Consider the following 25,981-nt stretch of genomic DNA (forward strand, 5'->3'; position numbering starts at 1 on the left):
ATTATTATAATACATATTCCATCTTTTATTACTGCTCTTTCTTAGTATCTGCATATACAAATCTTTATGATTCTAAAATTTCATAAATTAATATAAAAAAAGCCCTGTATTTTAGCAATATATTTGCTTTTTAATAATTTATAACAAGTCTATAAAAAATAAAATCACTAATTATTATTATTTTGTATGTTTGCTATCTACAAATAAAAAGGCTAACACTATAAAATTAAATAAATCAATCTTATGGTATTAACCTTATATTAAACAATTAACTATCTATCAATTAAACTTACCTTAAAACTTGTGCTAAAATAAATTTTTCTATTTAATTTTTTATATTATTTTTCATGTTTAAAATTAACTTAATATCTTTTTTATTTCATTTTTATCTTCAGTATTTAATAAAATTTCCAAAGTATGCTGGTCATTAATCTTTGAAAATAAGCTTCGTATTTCTTTTTTATTATTCTCTTTAAGTGCTAATAAAACCACTAAATCCACCATAAATTTATTATCCCACACTATGGGCTTATTTAATCTTGCTATAGCTATTGCTGGTTTTATAACATTTTCTGGAAGCCCATGTGGTACAGCAACTTTTGAAGCCATTACAACACTTCCCATAGCTTCCCTTTTATACACACTTAATATATATTTTGAGTCTACATACCCACCGTCTTCAAGCTTTGATACAAGAGTGTCGATTATATACTCCTTTGAGATTCCTTCAAAATCATATAAAATCAAATCTTCATGTATTAAATTATCCAATTGATTATCGCTACTCAAAGATGGTTGTTTATTATTTAAATGTTCTAATACCTTGTTAATTCCATTTTTTCCAAGTACCTCATTATAAGAAATAAAAGGTACATTTTTATAATCTATATCAATTGTGCCACAAATAGCAATAATATTATATTCAGCTTCAATGTCATTTAATTCATCTTCTAAATTATTATTTAAAAAAGCAATTGGCTTTACTTCAATTGAAGCATCATATTCCTCAATTTGCTTTTCTATATGTTCCTTTAAGTTTAAAGCTGTACCTACCCCACTTAAACATAATGTAATAATTACATTTTTCTTTCCATATTCATTTTTTCTATAACTAAATTTATTCGTATTTACCATAGCATAATTTTTATTTTTCTTTAAATCTGCTATTATACCATCTAAACTTTTTCCTTCAATTGTCGCCAATTTTCCTGCTTCCATTGCTAATAATGTATCCACCCTGTTTACAGTCTTACATCTAATACCAAGTCTTTTTTCAACCTCATCACCAAGGATTACTAGAGAACCCATATCAATTAGAACCAAAATTCCTTTCTGTGCTTCTATCTTTTTAAGTTCATCCAATACATGTTCTATTCCTTCTGCTGGTGAATCTGTAAGTGCTATTTCTATACCCAGTGTACATTCTATACCAAGAATGTGATTTACAACATTAGACATTTCAATTCCAACTTTACCATGCGTAACTATAACTACTTTTACTTTATCTTTTATACTTTCTTCATTGTAACAAAATTTATTTATATAATATGCTAAATATCCAAGTTCATCCTCTGGGAATGTAACTTGTGTTAAATCTTCCACTATTCCCATTACATATCTGGATAATTCATATTCCATTGGCATTGATGCTTTTATCTTATCCAAACTTGGATTTATTATAGTTTTTCCATCTCTTATTCTATCTATAGCATGCTCAATATGAATTGCTAAAGCTAAATACAGCCCCTGATTTACATGCTTAAACTGCTCTTTAATAAATACAATTACTTTGTCCATTATCTCTAGTGTGGATTCTTTTAACTGTCCACCCCAGTCTATTCGACTTCTTCTATCAGACAAGTTTTTATTGTTTTTAATAGCATTAAATTTATTGTCTAACTTTTCTATAAATGCATTTTTTAACTCTTCTTCTGAAAAACACTTACTTTCTAGAACCTTTAATTCTTTTTCTGCATAATTGTATATTTCACTTATCTCATTATCAGACAAAATTCTATTTTTCCCACTTACTAATTCACTAATATCTATATATATATCTTCAACTGAAAACTCAGAATACTTTTCATCTTCACAATTACAATCATAGTATCCACTTTTTATATAATCTCTCAAGCTATCTAAATCTATAATTACCTTGTCACTAGAAAATATTGCCTTACTAAAAGCTCTAGCACAAGTTACTTGTATATCACTCTTTAACTGTCCTATATTCCCAGTACATTTATAATTCATAAGTGCACACATCACTTCTTTAGTTATTATAAAGTTTTTATTTACTCTTTTTGCTTCTCTTTCAAAGAATTTTATTATTATTTCATATCTTTCAGATTTTGGTCTTTCACTCATATTTGGTAAGTTTATTACCATTGGTATACGTCTTCTAAATGTTTGAAGTAAATTAGAATCTGGATTTTCTGTTGTAGCACTTATTATGAGAACATTTGCCTTTCTATTAGAACTACTCTCTCCTAACCTCCTAAATTCACCTCTATCTATTAAAGAAAATAATATCTCTTGACCAGCAGCAGGTAATCTATGAATTTCATCCAAAAACAAAATTCCATTATTGGCTTGCTCTACAAGACCCTCTCTATTTGCATCTGCACCTGTGTATGCACCTTTTACTACTCCAAATAGCTGAGCTATCAATAGATTAGGATTTTCTGCATAATCTGCACAGTTAAATACTATGAATGGACTATTTTCTTCTTTGATATTATTTTTCACAGCATATTTGTACATACATGTAGCTAACTCACTCTTACCTACACCTGTTTCTCCATATATTATAGTATGAAGACCATTAGGAGGATACATTATTGCTGATTTAGCTAGGTTTACTTTTTCTTTCAAACTGCCTTTTATACCTATTAATTCTTCAAACCCATCTTCTTCTACAGCTTTACTAACTTTTACATGTTTTCCAGATGATACTAGTTCTTTATCTTTTATTTCAGCTTTCGATTGACTTAAGTTTTCTTCTTTTAGTAATTTTGATACTGCACTTCTTGATATATTATAGCCATTTTCGGTTAAAATTTCAGTTATTTTTCTTTCAGACATTTGAGGATTTTCATTTACAATCTTAGATATATCCTTTATTAATATTTGTTTTCTTCTTTCTCTTGAATCTAAAATATTATTCTTTTTTCTAACCGCTATTACTTCAGACCTAGCTACATTTAATATTTCAGCAAGTTCTTGGTCAGTGTATGGATTTTTCTTGTCTTCTCTTTGTATCTCTCTTAATATTTTATCCATATTTCGCCTCCTTACTTTAAATTTTAGTTTATTTCAATATATTATACACCAAAATAAGACTAGGCAAAATAGCCTAGCCTTATTACTTAGAATTTCCATAAGAACTTCTATTAAAATTATAACCATAATTATATGATTATAATTTTAAAGAAGCACCTTCCCAATCCTTCATAAAGCTATCTATTCCTTTGTCTGTCAAAGGATGCTTAATCATTTGGTTTATAACTTTAAGAGGAACTGTTGCTATATCAGCTCCCATTCTAGCAGCTTGTAAAACATGTATTGGATTTCTAACACTAGCAACTATTATTTGAGACTCAATACTATTTACACTGAAGATGTCAACAATTTCTTCAATTAAATCAAGACCATTTTGTGATATATCGTCTAATCTTCCAACAAAAGGACTTACATATGTAGCTCCAGCTCTAGCAGCTAAAAGAGCTTGCCCAGCAGAGAATATAAGTGTAACATTAGTTTTTATACCTTTACTAGATAATACTTTTACTGCCTTTAAACCTTCTGCTGTCATAGGTATTTTTATAACTATATTTTTATGTATCTTAGATAATTTTTCTGCTTCTTCTATCATACCCTTGTGCTCTAAACTTATTACTTCTGCACTTATTGGTCCATCTACTATCTCACTGATTTCCTTAACTACTTCTATAAAATCTCTACCTTCTTTAGCTATTAGAGATGGATTTGTAGTAACTCCACATATTACACCTAAATCATTTGCTTCCTTTATTTCTTCAATATTAGCTGTGTCTATAAAAAATCTCATTTAAAAAATCCTCCATAATTAGAATATGTGCTAAACACAAGTATATAATATCATAAATTATCTAAATTTTACAGTTCCATTATCTATAGATTCAACTACTGCTAAAGATTCTAATCTTACATCATTGGCCTTTAAAAGTGCTCCTCCAGCTTGGAATCCTTTTTCAATAACAATCCCTACTCCAACTAAGTTTGCATTTGCTTGTTCAATTAAATCTTTAAGACCAAGAGCGGCTCTTCCATTAGCTAAAAAATCATCTACTACCAATATGTTTTCACCTTCGTTTATATACTTTTTAGAAACTTTTACTGCATATTCTTTTGCCTTAGTAAATGAATATACATTAGTTTCATACACATCAGTATCTAAGTTTTTAGATTCTGATTTTTTCGCAAAAACTACAGGTGCATTGTCAAAGTATTGTGAAACAATTGATGCTATAGCTATTCCTGAAGCCTCTATTGTAAATATTTTATCTACCTTTTCTCCAGTAAATCTCTCTTTAAATTCTTTTCCTATTTCATTTAAAAAAGCTACATCAATTTGATGATTTAAAAAACTATCGACTTTTAGTATATCATTTCCTGAAACACTACCTTCTCTTAATATCTTTTCCTCTAAAGCCTTCATTGTACTCCCACCTAAACCTTTCTAAATTATATTAATCTTAATAAAAAAAATTATATTCTCTTTAATTTTACTCTCTGCATTGCTTGTATTTTATCTTAGAATACTAAAAAAGCTCCTGTCTATATCATAGACAGGAGCTTAAAATTCAAAGTAACCAACTTAATATATAATTTAAAATAAGTATAAACTATATCATCTTCACTCCTGTAGTTAAGCTATTATTGGTAGCTTAGTAGAAACATTTGAACCATATTATCAAAAGTATACAGGTAAACATATTAATTTATTCTTTTTAATTATATATTATAATTCTCTATTATTCAACAAATAATTCAAACTGTGTAGAATAAAACATTCACTAGTTACTTGACAAAATTCAACCTTTTTAAGTAAACTTATAGATTTTCCATAAAGATATAACTTTTTTCTATATTATCTAGAAGTACTTCATCCTTGTTTATATTAGCTATTTTAGCAATAGCTTTTTTTACTCCATTAGACTTTATTAGTTCTTGTAATTCTACACTTTGAGCATCTTCACTATTGTTATAATGAAGTGCTGCACCTATTCCAAGAATTAAGTTATCAACTGTTAAGCCATATGATTTTGCAGTCATTAGAGGTTTAATCAATCTATCTTTATCACTTAATTTTCTAAGTGGCTCTCTTCCAACTCTGACTACATCATCATTAAGATATGGATTTTTAAATCTATTTAAAATCTTATCAATATATTTATAATGTGCTTCTGAATCAAAATTATATTTTTTAATTAATCCTTCTCCACTTTCTGTCATTGCATTTTTCACTATATTGCAAATATATTCATCATTTATACTTTCTTCTATTGTTTTGTATCCCTTTAAGTACCCTATATAAGCAGTTATAGCATGGCCTGTATTTAGTGTAAATAACTTACGTTCTATATAAGCCATAAGGTTATCAGCTAAATTCATTCCAACTATATTAGGTATTTCTCCTTTAAATCCTTGCTTTTCAACATTCCACTCATAAAAATTTTCAACAGTTACATCAAGAGGATTCTCATTTTTACCAGGAGGAACTATTCTGTCAACTGAACAGTTAGGGAAACCAATATAGCTCTCTAAATAGTCTTCTTCTTCTTTATTTAGACACTTAAGTATTTCCTCTTTTAAAGAAGAACTTGCATATATTGCATTTTCACAAGCTATTATATTTAAATTATTTGTTAATCCTTTTTCTTTTCTAGTTTTTATACCTCTAGCAATTGTAGGGGCTATTTTAGTTAAAACCAAAGGGCCAACTGCTGTAGTTATTATTTCAGCTTCTACAATCTCATCTATTATTTCTTCTTTTATAGATGAAACTGCACTTATATTGTCAATTATCTCATCTACACATTCTACATCTCTTATGTGTATAGTATATTTTTTATCTTTATTTATTGAATTTAATATTTCTTCATTAACATCAGCAAATACAACATGATAACCTGACTTAACTAACAAACCTCCAATAAATCCTCTTCCAATATTTCCTGCTCCAAATTGGATTGCCTTTTTCATTTTAAGTTCCTCCTAAGATTAGTTGGCAAAAGCTTCCATAAAAGCTTGTTTGTCATTTGAATTTTTTAGTCTCTCTGTTAAATCATCATCTAAAACTATTGCTATATTAGATAGTATCTCTAAATGCTCATCTCCAACACCAGCTATTCCTATTAATAAATATGCCTTTTCTCCATCAAAATCTATACCATTAGGGAATTGTAGTATAACTATTCCAGAAGATAATATTTCTTTTTTCGCTTCATTTACACCATGTGGAATAGCAACACCCATGCCCATGTATGTAGTCATTACCTTTTCTCTTTCCAACATTGCTGGTATATATTCTTCTTTTACATATCCATTTTCAAATAGTTTTCTTCCTGCTAAAGTTATAGCTTCTTCCTTTGAAACACTATCTAATCCTAAAAATATATTATTCTCATTTAATACTTTACTCATAATATCAACCTTCCTTTTTTTAATGTAAATTTTATTTATCTATTAATGTTTTTAATTTATTTGTATAAAAATTAAAAACTATATCTTTTATTTCTAATGTCATCTCTTGTATAGAAAATTTGTTTATTTTATTAGTAAAAACAAAATTATCTATTAATGAGCCACTTACTTCACTCATTATTTGTCTTTGATAATTTGGTGAATCTTTAGGAAGTAACATAAAAACCACATTCTCAATTTCTTCCTTAGAATTTAGCTTTATGTTATTTTCTAATCTTATTATTGCTAACTTCATAATATCTATTCTTTCACTCATACAGTGTAATAATAAAATCCTTGATTCTTCTATATATGGAATTGATATTTTTAATCTTTCTTCTAATGATTCTTTTATAGATATTACATCTTCACTAGATTTTACAAATATTTTTGATGAATCCATAATAAGTTCATCTAAGTTTTTACTTTTAAATTTTTTAAATTGAATTTCATCTAAAAACTGAAGAATATCTCTTCCTATGTTCATACTTTCTGTTATCTGTTCATATACTTTATTTTTATTTTTAGTATCATCTTTTACTTTTAAATCCATTAATTTGTTTTGAGCTATAGACTTTATTTTTTCTTTGATTATCAGCTCATCATCTGAACTCATAAATGGACCTACACATATTTAATCTAAGTTTGTATTTAATTCTACTGTAGATACAATTAAATCGACTTCTTTTTCTTTTAAATATTCCTCATCTATGTTTATAGCTGAAATAGTTTCAAGTATATTTAGATTTGGAAATTTATTTTCAATTTTAGTCGATAAAAACCTTGAAGTTCCTATTCCAGTAGGACATGCTACAACAATATTTATATTAGCATGCATCATTAGATTTTTTTCTATGGCTGATGCAAAATGCATTGCAATATATCCTATTTCAGATTCAGGTATTGAATTTATATTTAGCTTATCTTTTATGACTTTAGAAACCTTTTCGACTCCATTATAAGCATATGAATACTTAGTTTTTATTTCTTCTAAAAGGGGATTTCTTATTTCTAGTCCCATATTCAATCTGTTTATGGAAGGTCCCAGATGGTTTGCTAGGTCTTTAAATAATCTTTCATCATTTTTAAGACTTATCTTAAATTCATCTTCTGCCAAATCTATCATTTTATTTGTAATGTCCATTACTTCTATGTCATCTAAGTTTAACTCTTTATGACTTGAAGATGACCTTTGCTTTGCACCTCTAATGTGCATAGTTATATATCCAACTTCATCTAATGGTATATCCATACTAAAATCAACTGCCATACCTTTTACGATTTCCTGAGCTAATTTAAACTCTTCGGTTAAAGATAATTCCTTTAGAAAATCTTTCTCCATAGTTATATTTTCACCATTTTTTATCCTCTGTAAAGCTAATGAAATATGAACTACAATCCCTATATATGCACTATCAGCTAAATTTACATCTAACTCTGAAAGCTTCTTTGTTAATGTACTTTCAACTTTTCTTATTATGCACTTGTCCATTAAATTTAAAAGTCTATTTTCACTTAAAATCTCTATTGCTTTATCAGTTTGTATATTCTCACTTATATTTCTGACCATATCCAATATTTCTTTTTCATTAAATGAGTCATATATAAGGTTTACATATGCTTCTCTAAAGTTTTTTTCCTGACCTTTGAGATACACACCAAGCCCTGGTTTTCTAATAAGCTCAATATCAAATCTTTCTAACCATTCACTTGCTAGTGCAAAATCATTATTTAGTACTCCTTCAGATACCTTTAATATTTTTGCAAAGTAGTAAGATTTTACTGGCTCATTAGAAACTAGTAGCTTTGATAATATAATTAAGTTTCTTTCTTCTTTGTTATATTCTTTTTCTATTTTTTCCTCTTCTAACAACTCAATTATAAAATTTTGATTTTCTGTATTCTCTTCTAAAATCAAACCTACACCTGGTTTTTTTACAAAATTAAAATCATTTTCATCAAACCATTTTTCAATTCCTGACATATCTCTAAGTACAGTTCTTGAGCTTAACTCTAACTCTCCTGCAATTTCAGAAACAGTTATTGGAATATTTTTTTTAGAATTTTCTACTATCATGAGTATTATCTTTTTTTGTCTAGATGTAATCTTCTTTTTTTTCAAATCATCCACTCCTAATCAGTGGTACTTTTTATTTTTTATTTAGATTCTAATCTTTTAAACAGTATATCTAAATTGGGGTCATTTAAAAAGTTATTTATTGATACTATCTCAACATTTGAATTGTTTTTGGCAACTCTTTCAACTAATGTGTTGTGAGTTACTACTATTTGTGTATCATCTGGAAGATTATCAACAGATGAATTTGTAATTTCTATATCTAAATTCAAGTTTTTTATTCTATTTTTAAATCTAGAAGCTCCCATTGCACTAGAACCCATTCCTGCATCACATGCAAATACAATCTTCTTAATTTCATTTAATTCAAGTTGCTTTTCTTTAACTTTTTGTTCTGAACTTTTGCTTGCAGATTTCATATCACTCATCTTTGCTTTAGCTTCTTCTAAAGTACCATCTTCTTCACTTTGGTTTGCTGAAGCTCTCTTAACAAATGGTGCTGCCACTAAGAATGATACAACTGTCGCAACTGCAACCCCTGCTAATACTGGAAGTAATCCTCCTTTTGGTGCTAGTGCCATAAGTGCAAATATACTTCCTGGTGATGGTGCTGCTACAAGTCCAGCTCCTAATATTGAAAAAGTTAATATTCCTGCTGCTCCACCTGCCATTGTAGCTAATATTAAAACTGGATTCATTAATATATATGGGAAGTAAATTTCATGGATACCACCAAGGAAATGTATTATTACTGCTCCTGGTGCTGATTGTTTTACACTTCCTCTACTAAACATCCAATATGCTAATAGAACACCTAAACCTGGTCCAGGGTTACTTTCTAATAAGAACATTATAGATTTACCTGCTTCTTTTGCTTCAGCTATACCTATAGGACCTAATATACCATGATTTATTGCATTGTTTAAGAACAGTACCTTTCCAGGCTCTATAAATACCGAAACTAAAGGTAATAAACTTTTGCTAACTATAAATTGCACTCCTGATTCTATAAGAGCTGTACCTGCTACTATAGCTGGTCCAATTGCATAAAAACCTAATATTGCAAGAAGCATACCTATTATACCTATTGAAAAGTTATTTACTAACATCTCAAATCCTGTTGGTATTTTACCATCTACAAGTTTATCAAACTTCTTGATTACCCATCCTGCAAATGGTCCCATTATCATTGCTCCAATAAACATTGGTATATCAGCTCCAACGATTACTCCCATCGCTGCTGCTGCACCTATTACTCCGCCTCTTTGCCCTGCTATAGCTTTACCACCAGTATATGCTATCAATAGTGGTAAAAGATATTTTATCATCGGATCGCCTATAGTACTTAATTTTTCATTTGGCATCCACCCTGTTGGTATAAATAATGCTGTTATAAGACCCCATGCTATAAAAGCTCCTATATTTGGCATTACCATCCCACTTAAAAACTTTCCTACTCGCTGTATAGATGTCTTTATTGTCGATTGATTAGAACTGCTCATAATTTTACCTCCATTTGAATTATATTCTATATCGATATGATTCCCTTTTGTTATACTTTTATTATAGAGTTTATATTTTATAGTAACAACTTTAAGAAATCGTTTCTATGTCACTTAAGATAATGACATTTGTCACTTTAGTTTTTGTTTAATTTTATTTATGTAGTATTTTAAATTAAGAATTTAATGAAATAAATTTTTTAGGGACACTTTTGGACATACTAATATAGATTTAATTGACTTATACTTTCAATAAAAAATACTATATACTTAATATTAACAACAGGAGTATATAGACATAATGTAAGATATTATATAATAAGAATTAACTTCAAATTAGCTACCACCTTAAATAAAACATTATTTAATATACAGTTTGATTGTATAAAGCAACATATATTAAACAGATTCAGTTAAAATAGTTTAAATTTTTCAAAAATCTCAATATCTGACAAAATACTTTAATAAAATTAAAGAATAAGTTATAATTAATACTATCAATTATAATAAAGTATAAAAATATAAGGAGTGATTAAAAAATGGCGTTTTATTTTGATACACCATCACATACTTTCAGTGAATACCTACTTGTACCAGGTTTCTCTTCTACTGACTGTATACCTGCTAATGTAAGTTTAAAAACACCTGTTACTAAATTTAAAAAGGGCGAGGAAGCAGATATTCATATGAATATACCTTTAACTTCTGCTATTATGCAATCTGTTTCTGATGACAAGATGGCTATTGCACTTGCTAAAGAAGGTGGCATCTCATTTATATATGGTTCTCAATCTATTGAAAGTGAAGCTGCTATGGTAGCACGTGTTAAATCTCATAAAGCTGGATTTGTTGTGAGTGATTCAAATATTAAACCTGACAATACATTAAAAGACATACTTGAACTAAAAGAGAGAACTGGTCATTCTACGGTTGCAGTTACTGAAGATGGTACTTCAACTGGTAAATTATTAGGTATTGTTGCAAGTCGTGATTATCGTATAAGTCGTATGGACTTAGACACTAAAGTTAGTGAGTTTATGACTCCTATGTCGTCCATAGTTTATGCTAACAAAGATGTTACTTTAAAAGAAGCAAACAATATTATATGGGACCATAAGCTTAATTCTCTTCCTGTACTTGATGACAATGGTAATCTTGTATATATGGTATTCCGTAAAGATTACTCTTCTCATAAAGAAAATCCACTTGAACTTTTAGATTCTTCTAAAAGATATGTAGTTGGAGCTGGTATCAATACTAGAGACTTTGCTGAGCGTGTTCCTGCTTTAGTTGAAGCTGGTGCTGATGTTTTATGTATAGACTCTTCAGAAGGTTTTTCTGAGTGGCAAAAAATAACTCTTGATTTTATTCGTGAAAAATACGGTGATACAGTTAAGGTTGGAGCTGGGAATGTAGTTGACCGTGAAGGATTCCTTTACCTTGCTGAAGCTGGTGCTGACTTCGTTAAAGTTGGTATTGGTGGTGGTTCTATATGTATCACTCGTGAACAAAAAGGTATAGGACGTGGACAAGCTACTTCTATAATTGAAGTTGCTCAAGCTAGAGATGAATACTTTGAAAAAACAGGTATTTACATTCCAATTTGTTCTGATGGTGGTATTGTTTATGACCATCATATAACTTTAGCCTTAGCTATGGGTGCTGATTTTATAATGCTTGGTAGATATTTCTCTCGTTTTGATGAGAGTCCAACTAATAAGGTTAATATAAATGGTAGTTACATGAAAGAGTATTGGGGAGAAGGTTCTGCACGTGCTAGAAACTGGCAAAGATATGACCTTGGTGGAGATAAGAAACTTTCTTTTGAAGAAGGTGTTGACTCTTATGTTCCTTATGCTGGTTCTTTAAAAGACAATGTGACACTTTCTCTAAGTAAGGTTCGTTCTACTATGTGCAACTGTGGTGCTCTTAGTATCCCTGAACTTCAAAAAAATGCTAAGCTAACACTTGTATCTTCTACTAGTATCGTTGAAGGTGGAGCTCATGATGTTATGCTAAAAGATAACAGAAACTTATAATATAAACAAAAGTGTAGTTAATTGTAAAATCAACTACACTTTTTATTTTAATATAAGCTATTATTTATGAGTTATTATTTAACTGTAAATTCAAGAAGCTTACTTTTAAGTTCATTTTCTATTTTTGATAATTCAACTTCTGCTTCCTGTCTCTTTATTCTACCATCATTTTGTATCTTAACTACTTCATCAATAGTTGATATTAAAGATTGATTAGTTTTCTTAATTGTATCTATATCTACAATTCCTCTTTCTGATTCTTTGGCTGTTTCTATTGTTCCCATTTTCAATGTCTCTGCATTCTTTAGTAGAAGTTCATTTGTCATATTACTAACTTCACGCTGTGCTTTCATAGCTTGATTCAAATGAGATATTCCAAGAGCAAGTACTATTTGATTTTTCCACAATGGAATAGTATTTACTATAGTAGATTGAATTTTTTCTGCCATTAGATTATTGCTATTTTGAACCAATCTTATCTGTGGAGCCATTTGAAGTGATACCATTCTAGTTAATTCTAAGTCATGAATCTTCTTTTCAAATCTGTCACAAAGTGAAACCATATCGTTTACAGATTGAGCATCTTCTGTTGAACCAGACAGACTTGCTCTTTCTCTTAATTTTGGCATCTCAATTTCTTTCATATCTTTTAGCTTTTGTTTCCCTGCTATAATATACATTGTAAGCTCTTTTGAATAAGCTAAGTTTAATTCATACATTTTATCAAGCATTGCTATATCTTTCAATATTTTAACTTGATGCTTTTGAAGTTCTTTACTTACTTTGTCTACATTTACTTCTGCGCTATCATACTTAGTTTTTAAATTTGAAATTTTATTATTTGCCTTTTTAAAAATTCCTAAAAAACCACCTTGTTCTTTTTCGTCAGCTGAGAATGATTTTAAATCAGTAACTAGATTTGTAAGCATATCACCAACTTCGCCTAAATCTCTAGTTTTAACACTCTTTAAAGCGGTTTCCGAAAATCCCGCTACCTTTTTTTGAGCCCCAGCTCCATATTGCAAAATCATATTTGTATTTGTAATATCTATTTTTTCTGCAAACTCTTTTACCATTTTACGCTCAGCTTCTGATAGTTTTTCTTCTTCTGGGTCTTTTTCATTCTTTTTCATTAATAGGTCAGAATTATTTATATCATTTGTTTTTGTTTCTTCACCAAATGGGTCAAGTGTTAGTGTTGGCATAACTGGTATATCATCTAAATTATTCATTCTATAGTTCTCTCCTCTTCCTTCATAAAGTACTAATTATATACTTATATCTTACATATTTTTATCCTTCATAACTACTTAACTGTTCAAAAATAACAGAATATTTTTTATATTACAGTTAAAACTTTCCACCTGTTAATCCCTCTTGAACTAACATATTTTCTAAAACAGTAATATCTGTAGATATGTCAATAGCTTCATCCTCAAATAGAGAATCCAGTTGGTTTTCAAAAGCCACTACAATTGTACTCATTGTACTTTCAATGCTTTCCATAGTTGTTGTTATATTTTCTCTGTCTATTCCTTGTTCTTCCAATGTATGATATGAATTTAAAAGCTTTAAAGTAGTTGGAATATAATAATCCATAAATTTTTGTATCTGAATAAGTTTTGATGGGTCATGTTTTACAACATCAAATATTTTACTTGTAACATCTTCTACTTGTATAATTTTCTTGCACATTGATTCTGATTTAATATTTTCATTAGCCTCTTTTATTTGTCTCAAATAGTCCATTCCCTTTTTAATAATCATATCAGCTTCATTGCTATTCTCAACTTCATCTTCTTCAACTTCATATACTACATCTTCATATGTTGGTGGAACTCCATCTTCATTTGTCAATACAATTTGATTATTTCTTTTATCAATATAAGTATTTATAAAGTAATTTTTATCTATCATCTTTTGCACATCTTTTATTATAAATTTTAGTGATTTAGATGTACTTTCTGCAATAAGTTCTACTGGAATAATATTTTTATTACTTATGATTGTACAGTATTTTTTATAACGAGAAATTTGGTCTCCTAATCTTTTACCTTTAAAAATACAAACTCCACCTATTATTAAGAATAAAGCACATACTTGAATAGGAAGTATAACTGCCCATCCAATTATAATTGAAATAGTTGACAATACTAAGGCTGATAGTGTAAATAAGCCTACTAGACCCCATCCAATTATCTTCAAAAACTTACTTAAAAACGAATTTATTAATACAGATTTTTTAGAAAAATTCTCTGGTTTATACATGATTTATATCCTTTCATTTTTACTAATATTATTATTATATTTCAGTTTGATTATACAATTACTTACTTATTACTGTCAAGGAATTTGAAATTCTACAAATTATTTCAAATAAAGTAATAGACTTAAATGTAAGTACATTTTCTAACTAAAAATGTACTTACATTTAATGCTATACAAAAATAAGAGAACTTAATTTTAAGTAAATTTAAGCCCTCTCATTTTTTATATTTATATAATTATCATTATTTATCTCATCTATACTTAATCCAAATAAAAAATTATATTAATAAAGATTTGCAAATATCTCTCTTATTTCTTCTCTACTAAGTTCTACATAATTATTGGCAAGTAATCTCTGTTGATTGGCTATCGTACTATCAGTAAATTCATCTATCTGACTTTCTACCATTCCATACTCTCTTAGAGCTTTCTTAGTTATTAATTTGTTTAAGAATTTCTCTAATTCTCCATAAACGTCACAATTAGAGTCACATTCAAGAGCATCTGCTAAAATTTTTGTACATTGCGTAATCTTTCCATTAGGATTTTTTCTAGAGTACATCTTAAATACTTCAGTAAAGAACTGATAATTTGCTTCCCCATGTGCAACATGGAAAGCTGCACCTATCGAATAAGATAAAGCATGCACTGCTGCACAACCAGCATTTCCAAAAGCAATTCCTGCATAGTTTGATGCAAGTACAAAGTCCTTAAGATGATTGAATCTCTCTTCTTCTCCTTTATCCACAATCTTTTTATATCCATCCATAATCATTTTTATAGCCTGTAAAGAATATATTTCTGTAAATGGACTTGCTTTTGGAGATAGATAAGACTCAATAGCATGTATAAGAGCGTCCACTGAACTTGTTACAAAAAATTTATAAGGCAATCCTTTTACTGACTCTGGAATTAATACTGCATAATCTGCATAAGTTTCTTCTACTGCAAGACCCTTTTTAGTATGCTTAGATTTTAACTCTGCAATGGCTACATTTGTTACTTCACTTCCTGTACCACATGTTGTAGGAACTACCACCAATTCTTTTACTTTTTTAGGTGCTACTTCTCCTTCAAATAAGTCAATAGACTTCTCTGGAACATCAAGTGCTAATATCTTGCATATATCAACTATTGTACCTCCTCCAAAAGCGATAATTCTATCGAAATTGTATTTCTTCATTTCTTTTGTCATAGAATCTATCATTTCATCAGATGGTTCACCTGTTCCAAATTTTTCTTGGAAAATTAGATTGGTATCTATTCCAAGAGGCTTCATATATGGTTCATATATAAATTCATTTGTAATTACTAAATCATTTTTTCCTATTTTAAATTCTTCATTGAATTCTTTAAATGTATCAAAATAAAATATTTTTGGAACTACTCTAAGTGCTTCCATACTTAACACCCCTCTACTATTAATATTTCTCCTTAAATCTTTTTTCAAACTCTAATGCTAGATTTTCTCTTACACTTGGATGAGCAATATTGATTAAATTTCTTGCCCTTTCTCTAAGAGATTTCCCTTTTAGTTCTGCTATACCATACTCAGTTACAACATAGTCAATATCATTTCTAGATGTTGTTATAGGAGCACCTTCATCCACAATAGAGACAATTTTTGAAATTACTGTCCCATCTTTTTTTGTAGTTATTGAAGGCATTGCTATAATTGCCTTTCCATCTTCTCCCATAGATACTCCACGTATGAAGTCAACTTGACCTCCAACTCCACTAAATTGTCTAAGACCCATTGCCTCTGCAACTACCTGTCCCATCAAATCAACTTGTATAGCAGAATTTATAGACACCATTTTATGTTGTTTCATTATAACTGCTGGATGATTTACATAGTCTACAGGTTTCACTTCAACTACTGGGTTATTATTAGCAAAATCATATAATTTTTTAGTTCCCATTAAAAATGTAACTGTCATTTTTTCTTTATCAACATTTTTATATTTACCATTTATAACACCTTTTTCATAGAGAGCTAGGGTTCCATCTGAAATCATTTCTGAATGAATTCCTAAATCTTTTTTATCTGTTAAAAATAGCATAACTGCATCTGGAATTCCACCAATTCCAAGTTGTAAAGTAGAACCATCTTCAATTAGAGAAGCACAATTTTTACCTATTGCTTCTTCTACTTCTCCAATCTTAGCAGGTTGCAGTTCATATAAAGGTTGTGACTTTTCAACTATATAGTCAAACTCTGATACATGAACTACTTCACCATAAGTTCTAGGAAATTGGTCATTTACTTGAACAATTACTGTTTTAGCAGTTTTAATAGCTTCATAAGTATAATCAACTGATGTTCCTAGGCTACAATACCCATGTTCATCTGGTGGAGTTACCTGAGCTAAAACAACATCACATTTTAATCTTTTCTCTCTAATTAATTTTGGTACTTCATGAAAGAATGCAGGAGTAAAATCTCCATCTCCATTTTCAATTGCCTTTCTTACATTTCCACTTACAAACATTGGATTTACTCTAAAGTGAGTTTCCATTCCCTCACCAGTATATCCACCACTGCCTAGACTTACCATATGCTTAATCTCAACATTTTTATACTGTTTTGCATTTTCAATCATTGCCTCTACTAGTGCAGGTGGCTCACCTACACAATGTGCAAATACTACTGTATCCCCATCTTTAATATGCTTTACAGCCTCTATAGCAGTACATAACTTACTTTGATACAATTCTCGCCAATTCAATGAAATCACCCCATCTAACTCTTATTTAAGCCTCACAAATCGCTGATTCTATTATATTTATAGCTCTTTCTATATGACTAAAATCCCAAATTTTAATATATGATTTCTTAACTTTATATTGTTGGTAGGATGCACATAAAGTTGTGCATCCTCCAATTATAAGTAATAAATCATATTCTACATCTTCTTCTGCTACGCTAAAATCTACTCTACCATTGAAGTGCTCTTTGATTATTGCTAGAGCCTTCCCTCTTTCGTATCTAGGGTTACAGCCCCCACAAAATCTAACTCCACAGGTCATGTGTAAATTCTCCTTCTAAAATCTCTTTTTATAACTCAAACTACTACTTTATAATCATTCTTATACGATATATTTTTTCATTAATTAGTATAAGTCAATATATTTTCCCATTTATATATCAACTTTTTTATATATTAACTTTTTATAAATTTAGAGCTTTTTCTTTTTTTATTCCTGCAATTGTCTTAGCTAATTCTTTCTTCTGATTTATATTTCCTTGTCTTGAAATCATTATTCTTTGTGCCTGTGGTGAACCTGCTCCATGCATTGACTCAGTTCTATAACCAACAGCAGATGAGCCAAGACATATATTTTCTAAGAATCTTAATATTCTCATTCTTTCTTCTGTTGAAGCTACTGAAGAAGCTTTAAAATATTTATTACATACTTCACCTATTGTCATTCCACTTGTTCCAACTTTTAAATCTGACTTGAAGTCTTTTTCTGAAGGCATAGTAACCATAAGCCCACCAGCTATATCTTCTGCAAGTCTCACTATTTCATAAGGGAATCTAGTTACATTTTGTTTACATACATTTGCAAGAAGTAAATCTATTTGATAGTTTCCAGCCTCTGTCTTATGTCCTTCTGATGAACATGCTATACCACAACAATATAAGCTTTCATTAAGGTGAGTCATTTCTATTAATTTATCTTTTATATGAGAAGCTTTGTTTGCTCCATTGTAATCAGCTGCTAAAGCTGCTGCTCCTATTATTACATCACCTACTCCAACTTTACATCCACCATAACTTTGTCTATGATATCCAGCAAATCTTTCTACCAACATACCAGAGAAATCCCACTCTCCGCATAAGAAGATTCTATCATTTGGAACAAATACATTATCAAATACTACTAGAGCTTCTTGACCTCCAAACTCTTTATTTCCTAAGTCAACATCTGCTCCCTCTTCTAATTTTCTAGTATCACAAGATTGTCTTCCATAAATCATAAACACACCTTCAGCATCTGAAGGAACTGCAAATGATACAGCATAGTCTTTATCTGCTTCAGTCATGCTTATAGTAGGCATTATAAGATGTTCATGTGAATTTATTGAACCAGTTTGATGTGCTTTTGCTCCTCTTACCACTATTCCATCTTCTCTTCTTTCAACTATGTGAAGGAACATATCTGGGTCAGGTTGAGCACTAGGTGATAATGCTCTATCTCCCTTAGGGTCAGTCATAGCTCCATCAACTACTAAATCGTTTTCTTGTATATAAGTTAAGTATTTTACAAAATTATCATGATAATTAGTTCCATGCGCTTTGTCGCACTCAAATGTTGTTGAATATACCGCATTAAAAGCATCCATACCTACACATCTTTGAAAACAAGAAGCTGTTTTTTGACCACATAGTCTTTGCATTTTAACTTTTTTTATCAAATCATCAGTACTTTGATGAAGATGACCAAATCTATTTATTTTTTCTCCTGTAATATTTGAAGTAACTGTCATTAAATCTGCATATTCTGGGTCATGTGCCAAATCATAAGTAGCTGCTACACAATTTATAGATGGTCTAATCATTGGATGGTCAACCCAATTTTTAACCTCTTCACCAAACATATAAACTTTAGTATTTAATTTTCTCAAACTTTCAATATATTGAGCTCCTGTCATTAATGCCATAATAAAACCACTCCTTCTCTTTTATAATAATTTTTATTTATGTTAATTTATAATACTTCCTTCTTTTGTTCGTCTTTCAATCTTCTAAATTTACTTCAATATTTTAAATTAAATTCATTTTTAGTTTAGATTCATTCTAAATTAAAATATATTTCTATTTTAATTTAGAATGAATACTTTTTTATATTTGAATTTTATCCCCAAAGTTCTTCATCTGTAGGTACTTCATTTTCTGGCATATAATAAGCAATTCTAGAAATATTAATTAAATGTTTGTAGTCAAGATTTTCAGAAATACTATTATTTCCCCAAGAACCACAACCTAAGGTATTTGTAGGTGCAAGACCATTAAAGAAGCTTCCTCCAGCACTTGTAGCACAACATTGATTAATTACAAATCTTGATACTTCTATATTTTCTCCTGCATATTCTATGTTCTTAATTGTATTTGAATGTATAGATACACTATGTCCTTTTCCTTCTACATTTAGATTTGCTTTTGCAATAGCTACTCCTTCTTCAAAGTCTTTATACTTATATGCAGATATAACTGGACACATTTTTTCTTTTGCAAGTATGTCTTCTTCACCTGGTCCATCTGCTTCTATTACTATTATTTTTGTATCTTTTGGTATTTCAACTCCTGCAATGTTTGCGATTGCATGAACTGATTGTCCTACTGCATCTTTATTCATAGATTTATTCACAAACATGGCATTTCTAAAAGCTTCTTTTTGTGCATTATCTCTAACTATAAATCCTTTGTTACTTTCAAATTCATCCATTACTTTATCAAACATTTCTTCTGCCACTATCACTGATTGCTCACCTGAGCAAATTATACCATTATCAAATATTCTTCCAGCTATGATTTTAGGTACTGCTTCTTTAATATCTACATCTCTGTCTATAATACATTGGACATTTCCTGCTCCTACACCAAGAGCTGGTTTTCCACTTGAATATGCAGCTCTTACCATTCCCATTCCACCAGTAGCAATTACTACATCTGCTGATGAAATTAAATTTCTCGTATTTTCTCTTGATTGTTGGTCAAGTATTTGTATTAGATTTTCTGGTGCTCCTATTTTTTCTAATTCTTCATTAATCATATCAACAGTCTTAGTACTACATCCAATTGCTTTATGATGTGGTGTTATAATAATTGCATTTCTTCCCTTTAATGCAAACATAGCATTACTCATAGGTGTAACTATTGGATTTGTACAAGGAGTTATTGCTGCTACAACTCCAATTGGTTTAGCTACTTTTGTTATTCCTGTTTCTCTATCTATATCAATTATACCAACTGATTTCTTATCTTTTAAATTATTATATATAACTTTCGCTTTACTTTTATTTTTAGCTACTTTATCTTCATATACACCCATTCCAGTTTCTTCTACTGCAAGTTTAGCTAAATATTCGGCGTTATAGTATACTACCTTTCCAACTATCTTCACTATTTTATCCACTTGTTCTTGAGTATAACATTCAAACTCCCTTTGAGCTTTTCTAGCCCTCTCAATGTATCCATTAATATATTCTTTGCTTAAATCTTCAAAGTTTTCTACTGCTTTTTCCATTTTTAATATTCCTCCAATTTATTAAATATTTTTATAATGCACTTTCAAAAGTTTCTGACTTCTTCATTGTACCTGTACTCATAAATTTACTATGCCATGATAAAGCTTCGTCTAATATATGAGGAGTTTGTTTTGCTCCATTTTGACATGCTCTATTTAGGTAATCCATAAGTTGATCTTTATAATCTGGATGAACACAATTTTCTATTATCTTAATAGCTCTTTCTCTAGGTGCAAGACCTCTTAAATCAGCATATCCTTGTTCTGTTACAATTACCATTACATCATGTTCAGTGTGGTCTACATGAGATACCATAGGTACTATTGATGATATATCACCATTTTTTGCAATTGATTCAGTACTAAATATAGTTATGGCTCCATTTCTAGCAAAATCACCAGAACCACCGATTCCATTCATCATCTTTGAACCCATGATATGAGTTGAGTTTACATTTCCATAAATATCAACCTCAATTGCAGTATTCATTGCAATTACACCAATTCTTCTAGCTATTTCTGGGTTGTTACTAATCTCTTGAGGTCTCAATATAATCTTATCTTTAAAGAAATCTATATCATTTTCAAATTTTATTAATCCTTCTGGTGATGGGCTTACAGATGTAGTTGATGCCATTGTAACTTTACCCATTCTTATTAAGTCCAACATAGAGTCCTGCACAACCTCTGTATAACAAGTTAAATTCTCAAATTCAGATTCACATAGTCCATATAAAACTGCATTTGCTACACTTCCTACACCAGATTGAAGAGGAAGTAAATTTTTTGACAATCTACCTGATTTTACTTCTTCTCTAAGAAATGCAATAATATTATTTGATATTTTTTTTGAAGCTTCATCTACAACACCCAATGGACGTGTTTTATCTTGCATATTAGTGATTACTATTCCTGCAATCTTATCTAAACCACAAGGTATATATGTCGTTCCGATTCTATCTTTAGGATGATTTATTTCTATTGGTTTCCTGTTTGGCGGATTTTCTGTAATATATATATCTGCCATACCTTCCATCTCCATTGGTTTTGCCAGATTTATTTCAACAATTACTTTGTCTGCACTTTTTACAAAAGATGGTGAATTTCCTATCCCACTAGTTGGTACAATATCTCCATTTTCAGTTATGGCAAGTGCTTCTATTATCGCTACATCCACTTTAGGTATAGTTTTATAGTTTAAAAATTGAGTAGAATGACTTAGATGCATATCTATATAATTGACATCACCTTTATTAATACTGTTTCTAAGTATTGAATTAGTTTGATAAGGAAGTCTTCTTTCAATTATTCCTGCTTCTGCCCATGCTCCATCTACTTCTGGTCCTAAAGATGCTCCTGAATATACAGTCAATTTTATCTTATCTCCACTTTTAACCCTTTCTGAAACCGCTAATGGTACTGCTTTTGGGTAACCTGAAGGTGTGAATCCACTAAGTCCAACAACCATCCCATTATTTATAAGTTTAGCAGCTTCATCTGCATTCATAATTAAATCACATAACTTTTTATTTCTTAATCTTTCGCTTAATTCTTCAAATACTCCTTCATTATTCATAAATATCCCCCCATATAAAATCTTATTTACATTGGAAGTTTGTGTAAAACTATAACCAATATAACTTTAGTTAACAGTGCAAATGGATAGGTAGCACCATACCCTGCTGCTGGGTCATCACTATCAAGAGCATCAACAGCAGCTCCAAGACCTGGTGTTGATGTCATACCACCACAGACAGCTCCAGATAACAAAATCCAATTTAGTTTGAATACATACTTACCAACTAAAAATCCAATCATCATAGCTGTAATTCCTACTACTATAGCTACTAAAGTTAGATGCATCCCAGATGTCATAATTGAATCAACAACTTTACCACCATATCTTAATCCAACTATTGCTAAGAAAAATACTAGCCCTATTTGTTTTAGAATATTTAATACTTTTTCTTCCATTCTGAAATTTACTATACCTATCTTACCTATATATCCAAGTATTAGAGATACAATTAAAGAACCACCAGTTGCCCCTAATGTAAAGTATCCTAATGGTCCCATGAACACGTGTATTCCTCCAACTAAATATCCGGCAAGACATGTTAAGAAAAATGTTATTATATTAAATGGAACTTCTGGTATCGTTTTACCACCAACGCTATCTCTAGCTTCTTTCATTTCTTTTTCATATTTTCTTCTTTCTTCTCTAAGGTCCATTCTAAATATTTTAGGAAGGAAATTTACTCCTAAAATCACTATTAATACTCCAAAAGGATAGGCAACTGCATGCCCTATACCAACACCTGCTTCAGCATATGCGATATACTTATCTATTTGCTCTTGAGTTAGTGATGTAGTTGTAGCTACATCCAATTTTCCCTCTGGATCAACTACTTTTAATATTTCTTTTTTATCTTTTATTGATGCTTTCTCAAACTCTTTTGATACATCTTCTGCATGTTTACCAGCTGTTTCTAGAGCAGCAGCTAGACCAGGAGAACTTGTTAGTGCTCCTGTATAAACACCAGAAACCTCATATGCACTACTTCCTTTATTACTTGATAGCAAAGTCATTGCATAAGTCATAGAGCCTCCTATAAAAGTTATAAGCACTCCTAAAACTACAAATCTAGCTCCATACTTCTTAAGTACAGCTTTCATATCCTTAGCAGCCAATAAACCAACTGCTGCAACAAATATAATTAGAAAAAAATCAAAGAAATCAGAAGAAATAATTCCATTGCCCATCATGATAGTTGCTGCCTTATACCCTGCTGCTGTCTCTCCTTTTGCTATTACTGAATTTCCTAAGCTATACACAAGCCATCCAATAAATAATCCTGTAAATAACGCTCCTGACACTCCAAAATTAAACTTCCCAAATTTAATTTTTCCAAATAATATTCCTGTAATTACAGCAGCGAACATAAGGACAAAAGGGTTCATTAAAAAATCCATTAACTCAAATTTCACCAAACCACTCCCTTTCATATTTTGTTATTAAATTAACGATATTTATTAAAAAATATATCTCTCCCCTCTTTGCAAACTTTACAAAATTATATTTTGTTATTAAATTAACATTTCTAATTAAAAAAATTTCATCCCTCTAACATTAGTTTTTTATGTTACAATTTAGTTAACAGTTAAATTACATAAATGCTAATTATTTTTAGATAGTTAAATTTTTAATATTCATTGATATAACTAGGTTTTAAATAGTTGTTACCTAAATTATATCAGCTATCATCTTTTGTTAATTTAATAATAGCACTATTCTTAATAGATTGAAAATATCAAAAACTTATGATATGATAGTTTAAAACTATTCTATTTTTCTACAATAATATACAAAACTTATATTGTTGTTAATTATATACTTGTCACTAATTACATAAATGAAAGGAACTATTAACCAATGAACATAAATTATCTATATTATTTCCAAACTGTTTGTAAATATAAAAACATGACTAAAGCAGCAGAAAGTATTCATATTTCTCAACCATCTATAACCTTAGCTATTAAAGAATTGGAAAAGGAACTCGGTTTTGAACTTTTTTTTAGAATAGGTAATAAAATAGATTTAACTCCTGAAGGTAAGATTTTCTTAGATAAGTCAATAAATTTCACGAGACAATTTGAGGATTTTCAAAGTGATGCACTAGATTTAGGAAAAAAAAGAAAAGCATCTCTAAAAATAGGAATTCCTACAGTTTTAGGTACTTTTTTACTTTCAAAAATACTACCTAGATTTAATGTAATTTATCCAGATATTGAGCTTAAAATTTTTGAAGTCCCAACCTTTGTGGGTGCCAAAATGATTGAAGAATCTACACTTGATTTTTGCATTGGTATAATTGATAGTGATATTTATGATGATATAGATTCAAAAACAATATATAAAACAGAATTATATTTAGTTACAAATCCTAAAAATGAATTAGCAAAACAGTCCATTATTTCAAACTATATGTTGAAAAATATTCCTTTTGTCATACTATCTGAAGGTTCTTATCACTACAAAATTATTACAAAAAGACTTGAGAAGGTTAAACCAAATATAATTTTACACTCAAATCAACTTTCTACTATTCGTTATTTATTAGAAAATGATTTAGCTTCAACGATACTATATAAAGAAATATTCCAGAATACCGAAAATCTCTGTTCAATTCCTTTAGAACGTGCAATTACTGCCAATATTGGTGTTCTTTGGAGAAAACATCAATATATATCTCATAGTATGAAACTTTTTATTGAATATATGGCTTCTATTCATATAAATTAATATTTCTACATATTATGTAAATACAGCATTATATATATTTTGATAAATATTATAAATATTTTTGAGTATCAGTATAACAATAAAATATATTATCTCAAAAGAATTACAATGATATACATTCATAACTTAAATATTATTATACTGATACCTTTAATATTAATTTTACCTATTTTAATACTCATATTTTTAATTGGGTTTACTTGGACAACCTAGCAAGAAACCCACGCATCCAGAGACAAAATCTCTCATCTGTGAAATAGTTCCTAGAGATGCTGTTGCTGGTGTTGTAAAATTTCTTACAATAAAAAGTACTATTAATGCTACTATACAAATCACAGTAGCTATAACAATTTGCAATTCACTAGTTTCTCCTTTTTCAATCTCTTCATCATTATTAACAGTCACTTTTTTATCATTATTTTGATAATTGTCACTTTCTAACTCAAATCCAATAGTATTTTTCACATTCATTATATTATTTTGACTTGGTACTTGACCGTTATTAGAAGAATTATCATCTATAAAAATATTTGAATATGCATCAGTATTTGTAACTTTTCTTGAAGTTCTACTTATAAAATTAGCACTTAAAAAGTATCCAAATATTGCTGCTGAAGTAGTTCTTATCACTACATCAATAGTAGTAGTATCTTGTGAGTTAACTTCATTGACAAACAATGTGTATATAGATTCAAACATGAGTATTGCCATAACAATTATAAGACATCTATCTATCAATTTAATTTTGTACCAGGCTTTTTTTATGTTTTTCATAAACTTATGTTTTTTATTCATGGATATTATCACC

At 29.5% G+C, this 25,981-nt stretch carries 20 protein-coding genes and 1 riboswitch; of the genes, 2 read left to right on the forward strand and 18 right to left on the reverse strand.

All coding sequences use genetic code 11. From position 1 onward, the window contains the following. Positions 1–357: 357 nt before the first annotated feature. The 8 genes from IC173_RS11245 to IC173_RS11280 form a co-directional block, all read right to left on the reverse strand. Entirely contained in the window at positions 358–3,282 is a 2,925-nt protein-coding gene (locus tag IC173_RS11245) for a sigma 54-interacting transcriptional regulator (RefSeq protein WP_227855558.1), read from the reverse strand. Between the two features lie 136 nt (positions 3,283–3,418). Next, entirely contained in the window at positions 3,419–4,069 is a 651-nt protein-coding gene (gene fsa / locus IC173_RS11250; RefSeq protein WP_227432705.1) for a fructose-6-phosphate aldolase, read from the reverse strand. 57 nt (positions 4,070–4,126) lie between these two features. Next, positions 4,127–4,699, reverse strand: coding sequence for a xanthine phosphoribosyltransferase (locus IC173_RS11255; protein WP_227855559.1), 573 nt, complete (start codon positions 4,697–4,699; stop codon positions 4,127–4,129). Positions 4,700–4,886: 187 nt separating this feature from the next. After that, a riboswitch (purine riboswitch) is annotated at positions 4,887–4,988 on the reverse strand. 106 nt (positions 4,989–5,094) lie between these two features. Next, on the reverse strand, positions 5,095–6,246 hold the full coding sequence (locus IC173_RS11260; protein WP_227830712.1) for a mannitol-1-phosphate 5-dehydrogenase: 1,152 nt from the start codon (positions 6,244–6,246) through the stop codon (positions 5,095–5,097). An 18-nt stretch (positions 6,247–6,264) separates the two neighbouring features. Beyond that, positions 6,265–6,687, reverse strand: coding sequence for a PTS sugar transporter subunit IIA (locus IC173_RS11265; protein WP_227432702.1), 423 nt, complete (start codon positions 6,685–6,687; stop codon positions 6,265–6,267). Positions 6,688–6,718: 31 nt separating this feature from the next. Continuing rightward, positions 6,719–7,342: a PTS sugar transporter subunit IIA gene (locus IC173_RS11270; protein ID WP_227855560.1), complete on the reverse strand. Its 624-nt coding sequence runs from the start codon at positions 7,340–7,342 to the stop codon at positions 6,719–6,721. Positions 7,343–7,360: 18 nt separating this feature from the next. Beyond that, positions 7,361–8,848: a BglG family transcription antiterminator gene (locus IC173_RS11275; protein ID WP_227855561.1), complete on the reverse strand. Its 1,488-nt coding sequence runs from the start codon at positions 8,846–8,848 to the stop codon at positions 7,361–7,363. Positions 8,849–8,883: 35 nt separating this feature from the next. Then, positions 8,884–10,305 (reverse strand): PTS mannitol transporter subunit IICB, encoded by a 1,422-nt coding sequence (locus tag IC173_RS11280; protein WP_227432700.1) that lies wholly within the window; start codon positions 10,303–10,305, stop codon positions 8,884–8,886. Between the two features lie 539 nt (positions 10,306–10,844). Between IC173_RS11280 and IC173_RS11285 the strand changes: the two genes are divergently transcribed. Beyond that, positions 10,845–12,344: an IMP dehydrogenase gene (locus IC173_RS11285; RefSeq protein ID WP_227432699.1), complete on the forward strand. Its 1,500-nt coding sequence runs from the start codon at positions 10,845–10,847 to the stop codon at positions 12,342–12,344. Between the two features lie 74 nt (positions 12,345–12,418). On the opposite strand, the gene IC173_RS11290 is transcribed toward IC173_RS11285, so the two are convergent. The 9 genes from IC173_RS11290 to IC173_RS11330 all read right to left on the reverse strand — a co-directional run bounded on the left by IC173_RS11290 (position 12,419) and on the right by IC173_RS11330 (position 23,873). Beyond that, the gene (locus IC173_RS11290) at positions 12,419–13,576 is read right to left on the reverse strand and encodes a toxic anion resistance protein (protein ID WP_227432698.1); all 1,158 of its coding nucleotides are present in this window, start codon (positions 13,574–13,576) and stop codon (positions 12,419–12,421) included. Between the two features lie 118 nt (positions 13,577–13,694). After that, on the reverse strand, positions 13,695–14,612 hold the full coding sequence (locus IC173_RS11295) for a 5-bromo-4-chloroindolyl phosphate hydrolysis family protein (RefSeq protein ID WP_227855562.1): 918 nt from the start codon (positions 14,610–14,612) through the stop codon (positions 13,695–13,697). A gap of 283 nt (positions 14,613–14,895) precedes the next feature. Next, entirely contained in the window at positions 14,896–16,014 is a 1,119-nt protein-coding gene (locus IC173_RS11300) for a 4-hydroxybutyrate dehydrogenase (RefSeq protein ID WP_227432696.1), read from the reverse strand. A 19-nt stretch (positions 16,015–16,033) separates the two neighbouring features. After that, complete coding sequence (locus tag IC173_RS11305; RefSeq protein ID WP_227855563.1) at positions 16,034–17,341, reverse strand: acetyl-CoA hydrolase/transferase C-terminal domain-containing protein; 1,308 nt, start codon at positions 17,339–17,341, stop codon at positions 16,034–16,036. A 25-nt stretch (positions 17,342–17,366) separates the two neighbouring features. Further along, the gene (locus tag IC173_RS11310; protein WP_227432694.1) at positions 17,367–17,642 is read right to left on the reverse strand and encodes a hypothetical protein; all 276 of its coding nucleotides are present in this window, start codon (positions 17,640–17,642) and stop codon (positions 17,367–17,369) included. A gap of 142 nt (positions 17,643–17,784) precedes the next feature. Continuing rightward, the gene (gene abfD, locus IC173_RS11315; RefSeq protein ID WP_227432693.1) at positions 17,785–19,281 is read right to left on the reverse strand and encodes a 4-hydroxyphenylacetate 3-hydroxylase family protein; all 1,497 of its coding nucleotides are present in this window, start codon (positions 19,279–19,281) and stop codon (positions 17,785–17,787) included. Between the two features lie 194 nt (positions 19,282–19,475). Beyond that, complete coding sequence (locus IC173_RS11320; protein WP_227482796.1) at positions 19,476–20,867, reverse strand: aldehyde dehydrogenase family protein; 1,392 nt, start codon at positions 20,865–20,867, stop codon at positions 19,476–19,478. A gap of 31 nt (positions 20,868–20,898) precedes the next feature. Continuing rightward, positions 20,899–22,443 carry an acetyl-CoA hydrolase/transferase family protein gene (locus IC173_RS11325; protein ID WP_227824131.1) on the reverse strand — a complete coding sequence of 515 codons (1,545 nt, stop codon included), beginning with the start codon at positions 22,441–22,443 and terminating at the stop codon, positions 20,899–20,901. A gap of 26 nt (positions 22,444–22,469) precedes the next feature. Beyond that, complete coding sequence (locus IC173_RS11330) at positions 22,470–23,873, reverse strand: hypothetical protein (RefSeq protein WP_227855564.1); 1,404 nt, start codon at positions 23,871–23,873, stop codon at positions 22,470–22,472. Between the two features lie 427 nt (positions 23,874–24,300). On the opposite strand from IC173_RS11330, the gene IC173_RS11335 reads away from it, so the two are divergent. Continuing rightward, entirely contained in the window at positions 24,301–25,173 is an 873-nt protein-coding gene (locus IC173_RS11335; RefSeq protein ID WP_227824132.1) for a LysR family transcriptional regulator, read from the forward strand. Positions 25,174–25,359: 186 nt separating this feature from the next. Here IC173_RS11335 and IC173_RS11340 read toward each other — a convergent pair whose 3' ends face one another. Next, positions 25,360–25,968: a hypothetical protein gene (locus IC173_RS11340; RefSeq protein ID WP_227482799.1), complete on the reverse strand. Its 609-nt coding sequence runs from the start codon at positions 25,966–25,968 to the stop codon at positions 25,360–25,362. Positions 25,969–25,981: the final 13 nt, after the last annotated feature.

Origin of the sequence: Clostridioides sp. ES-S-0048-02, assembly GCF_020658495.1 — a bacterium.
GTDB lineage: Bacteria > Bacillota > Clostridia > Peptostreptococcales > Peptostreptococcaceae > Clostridioides.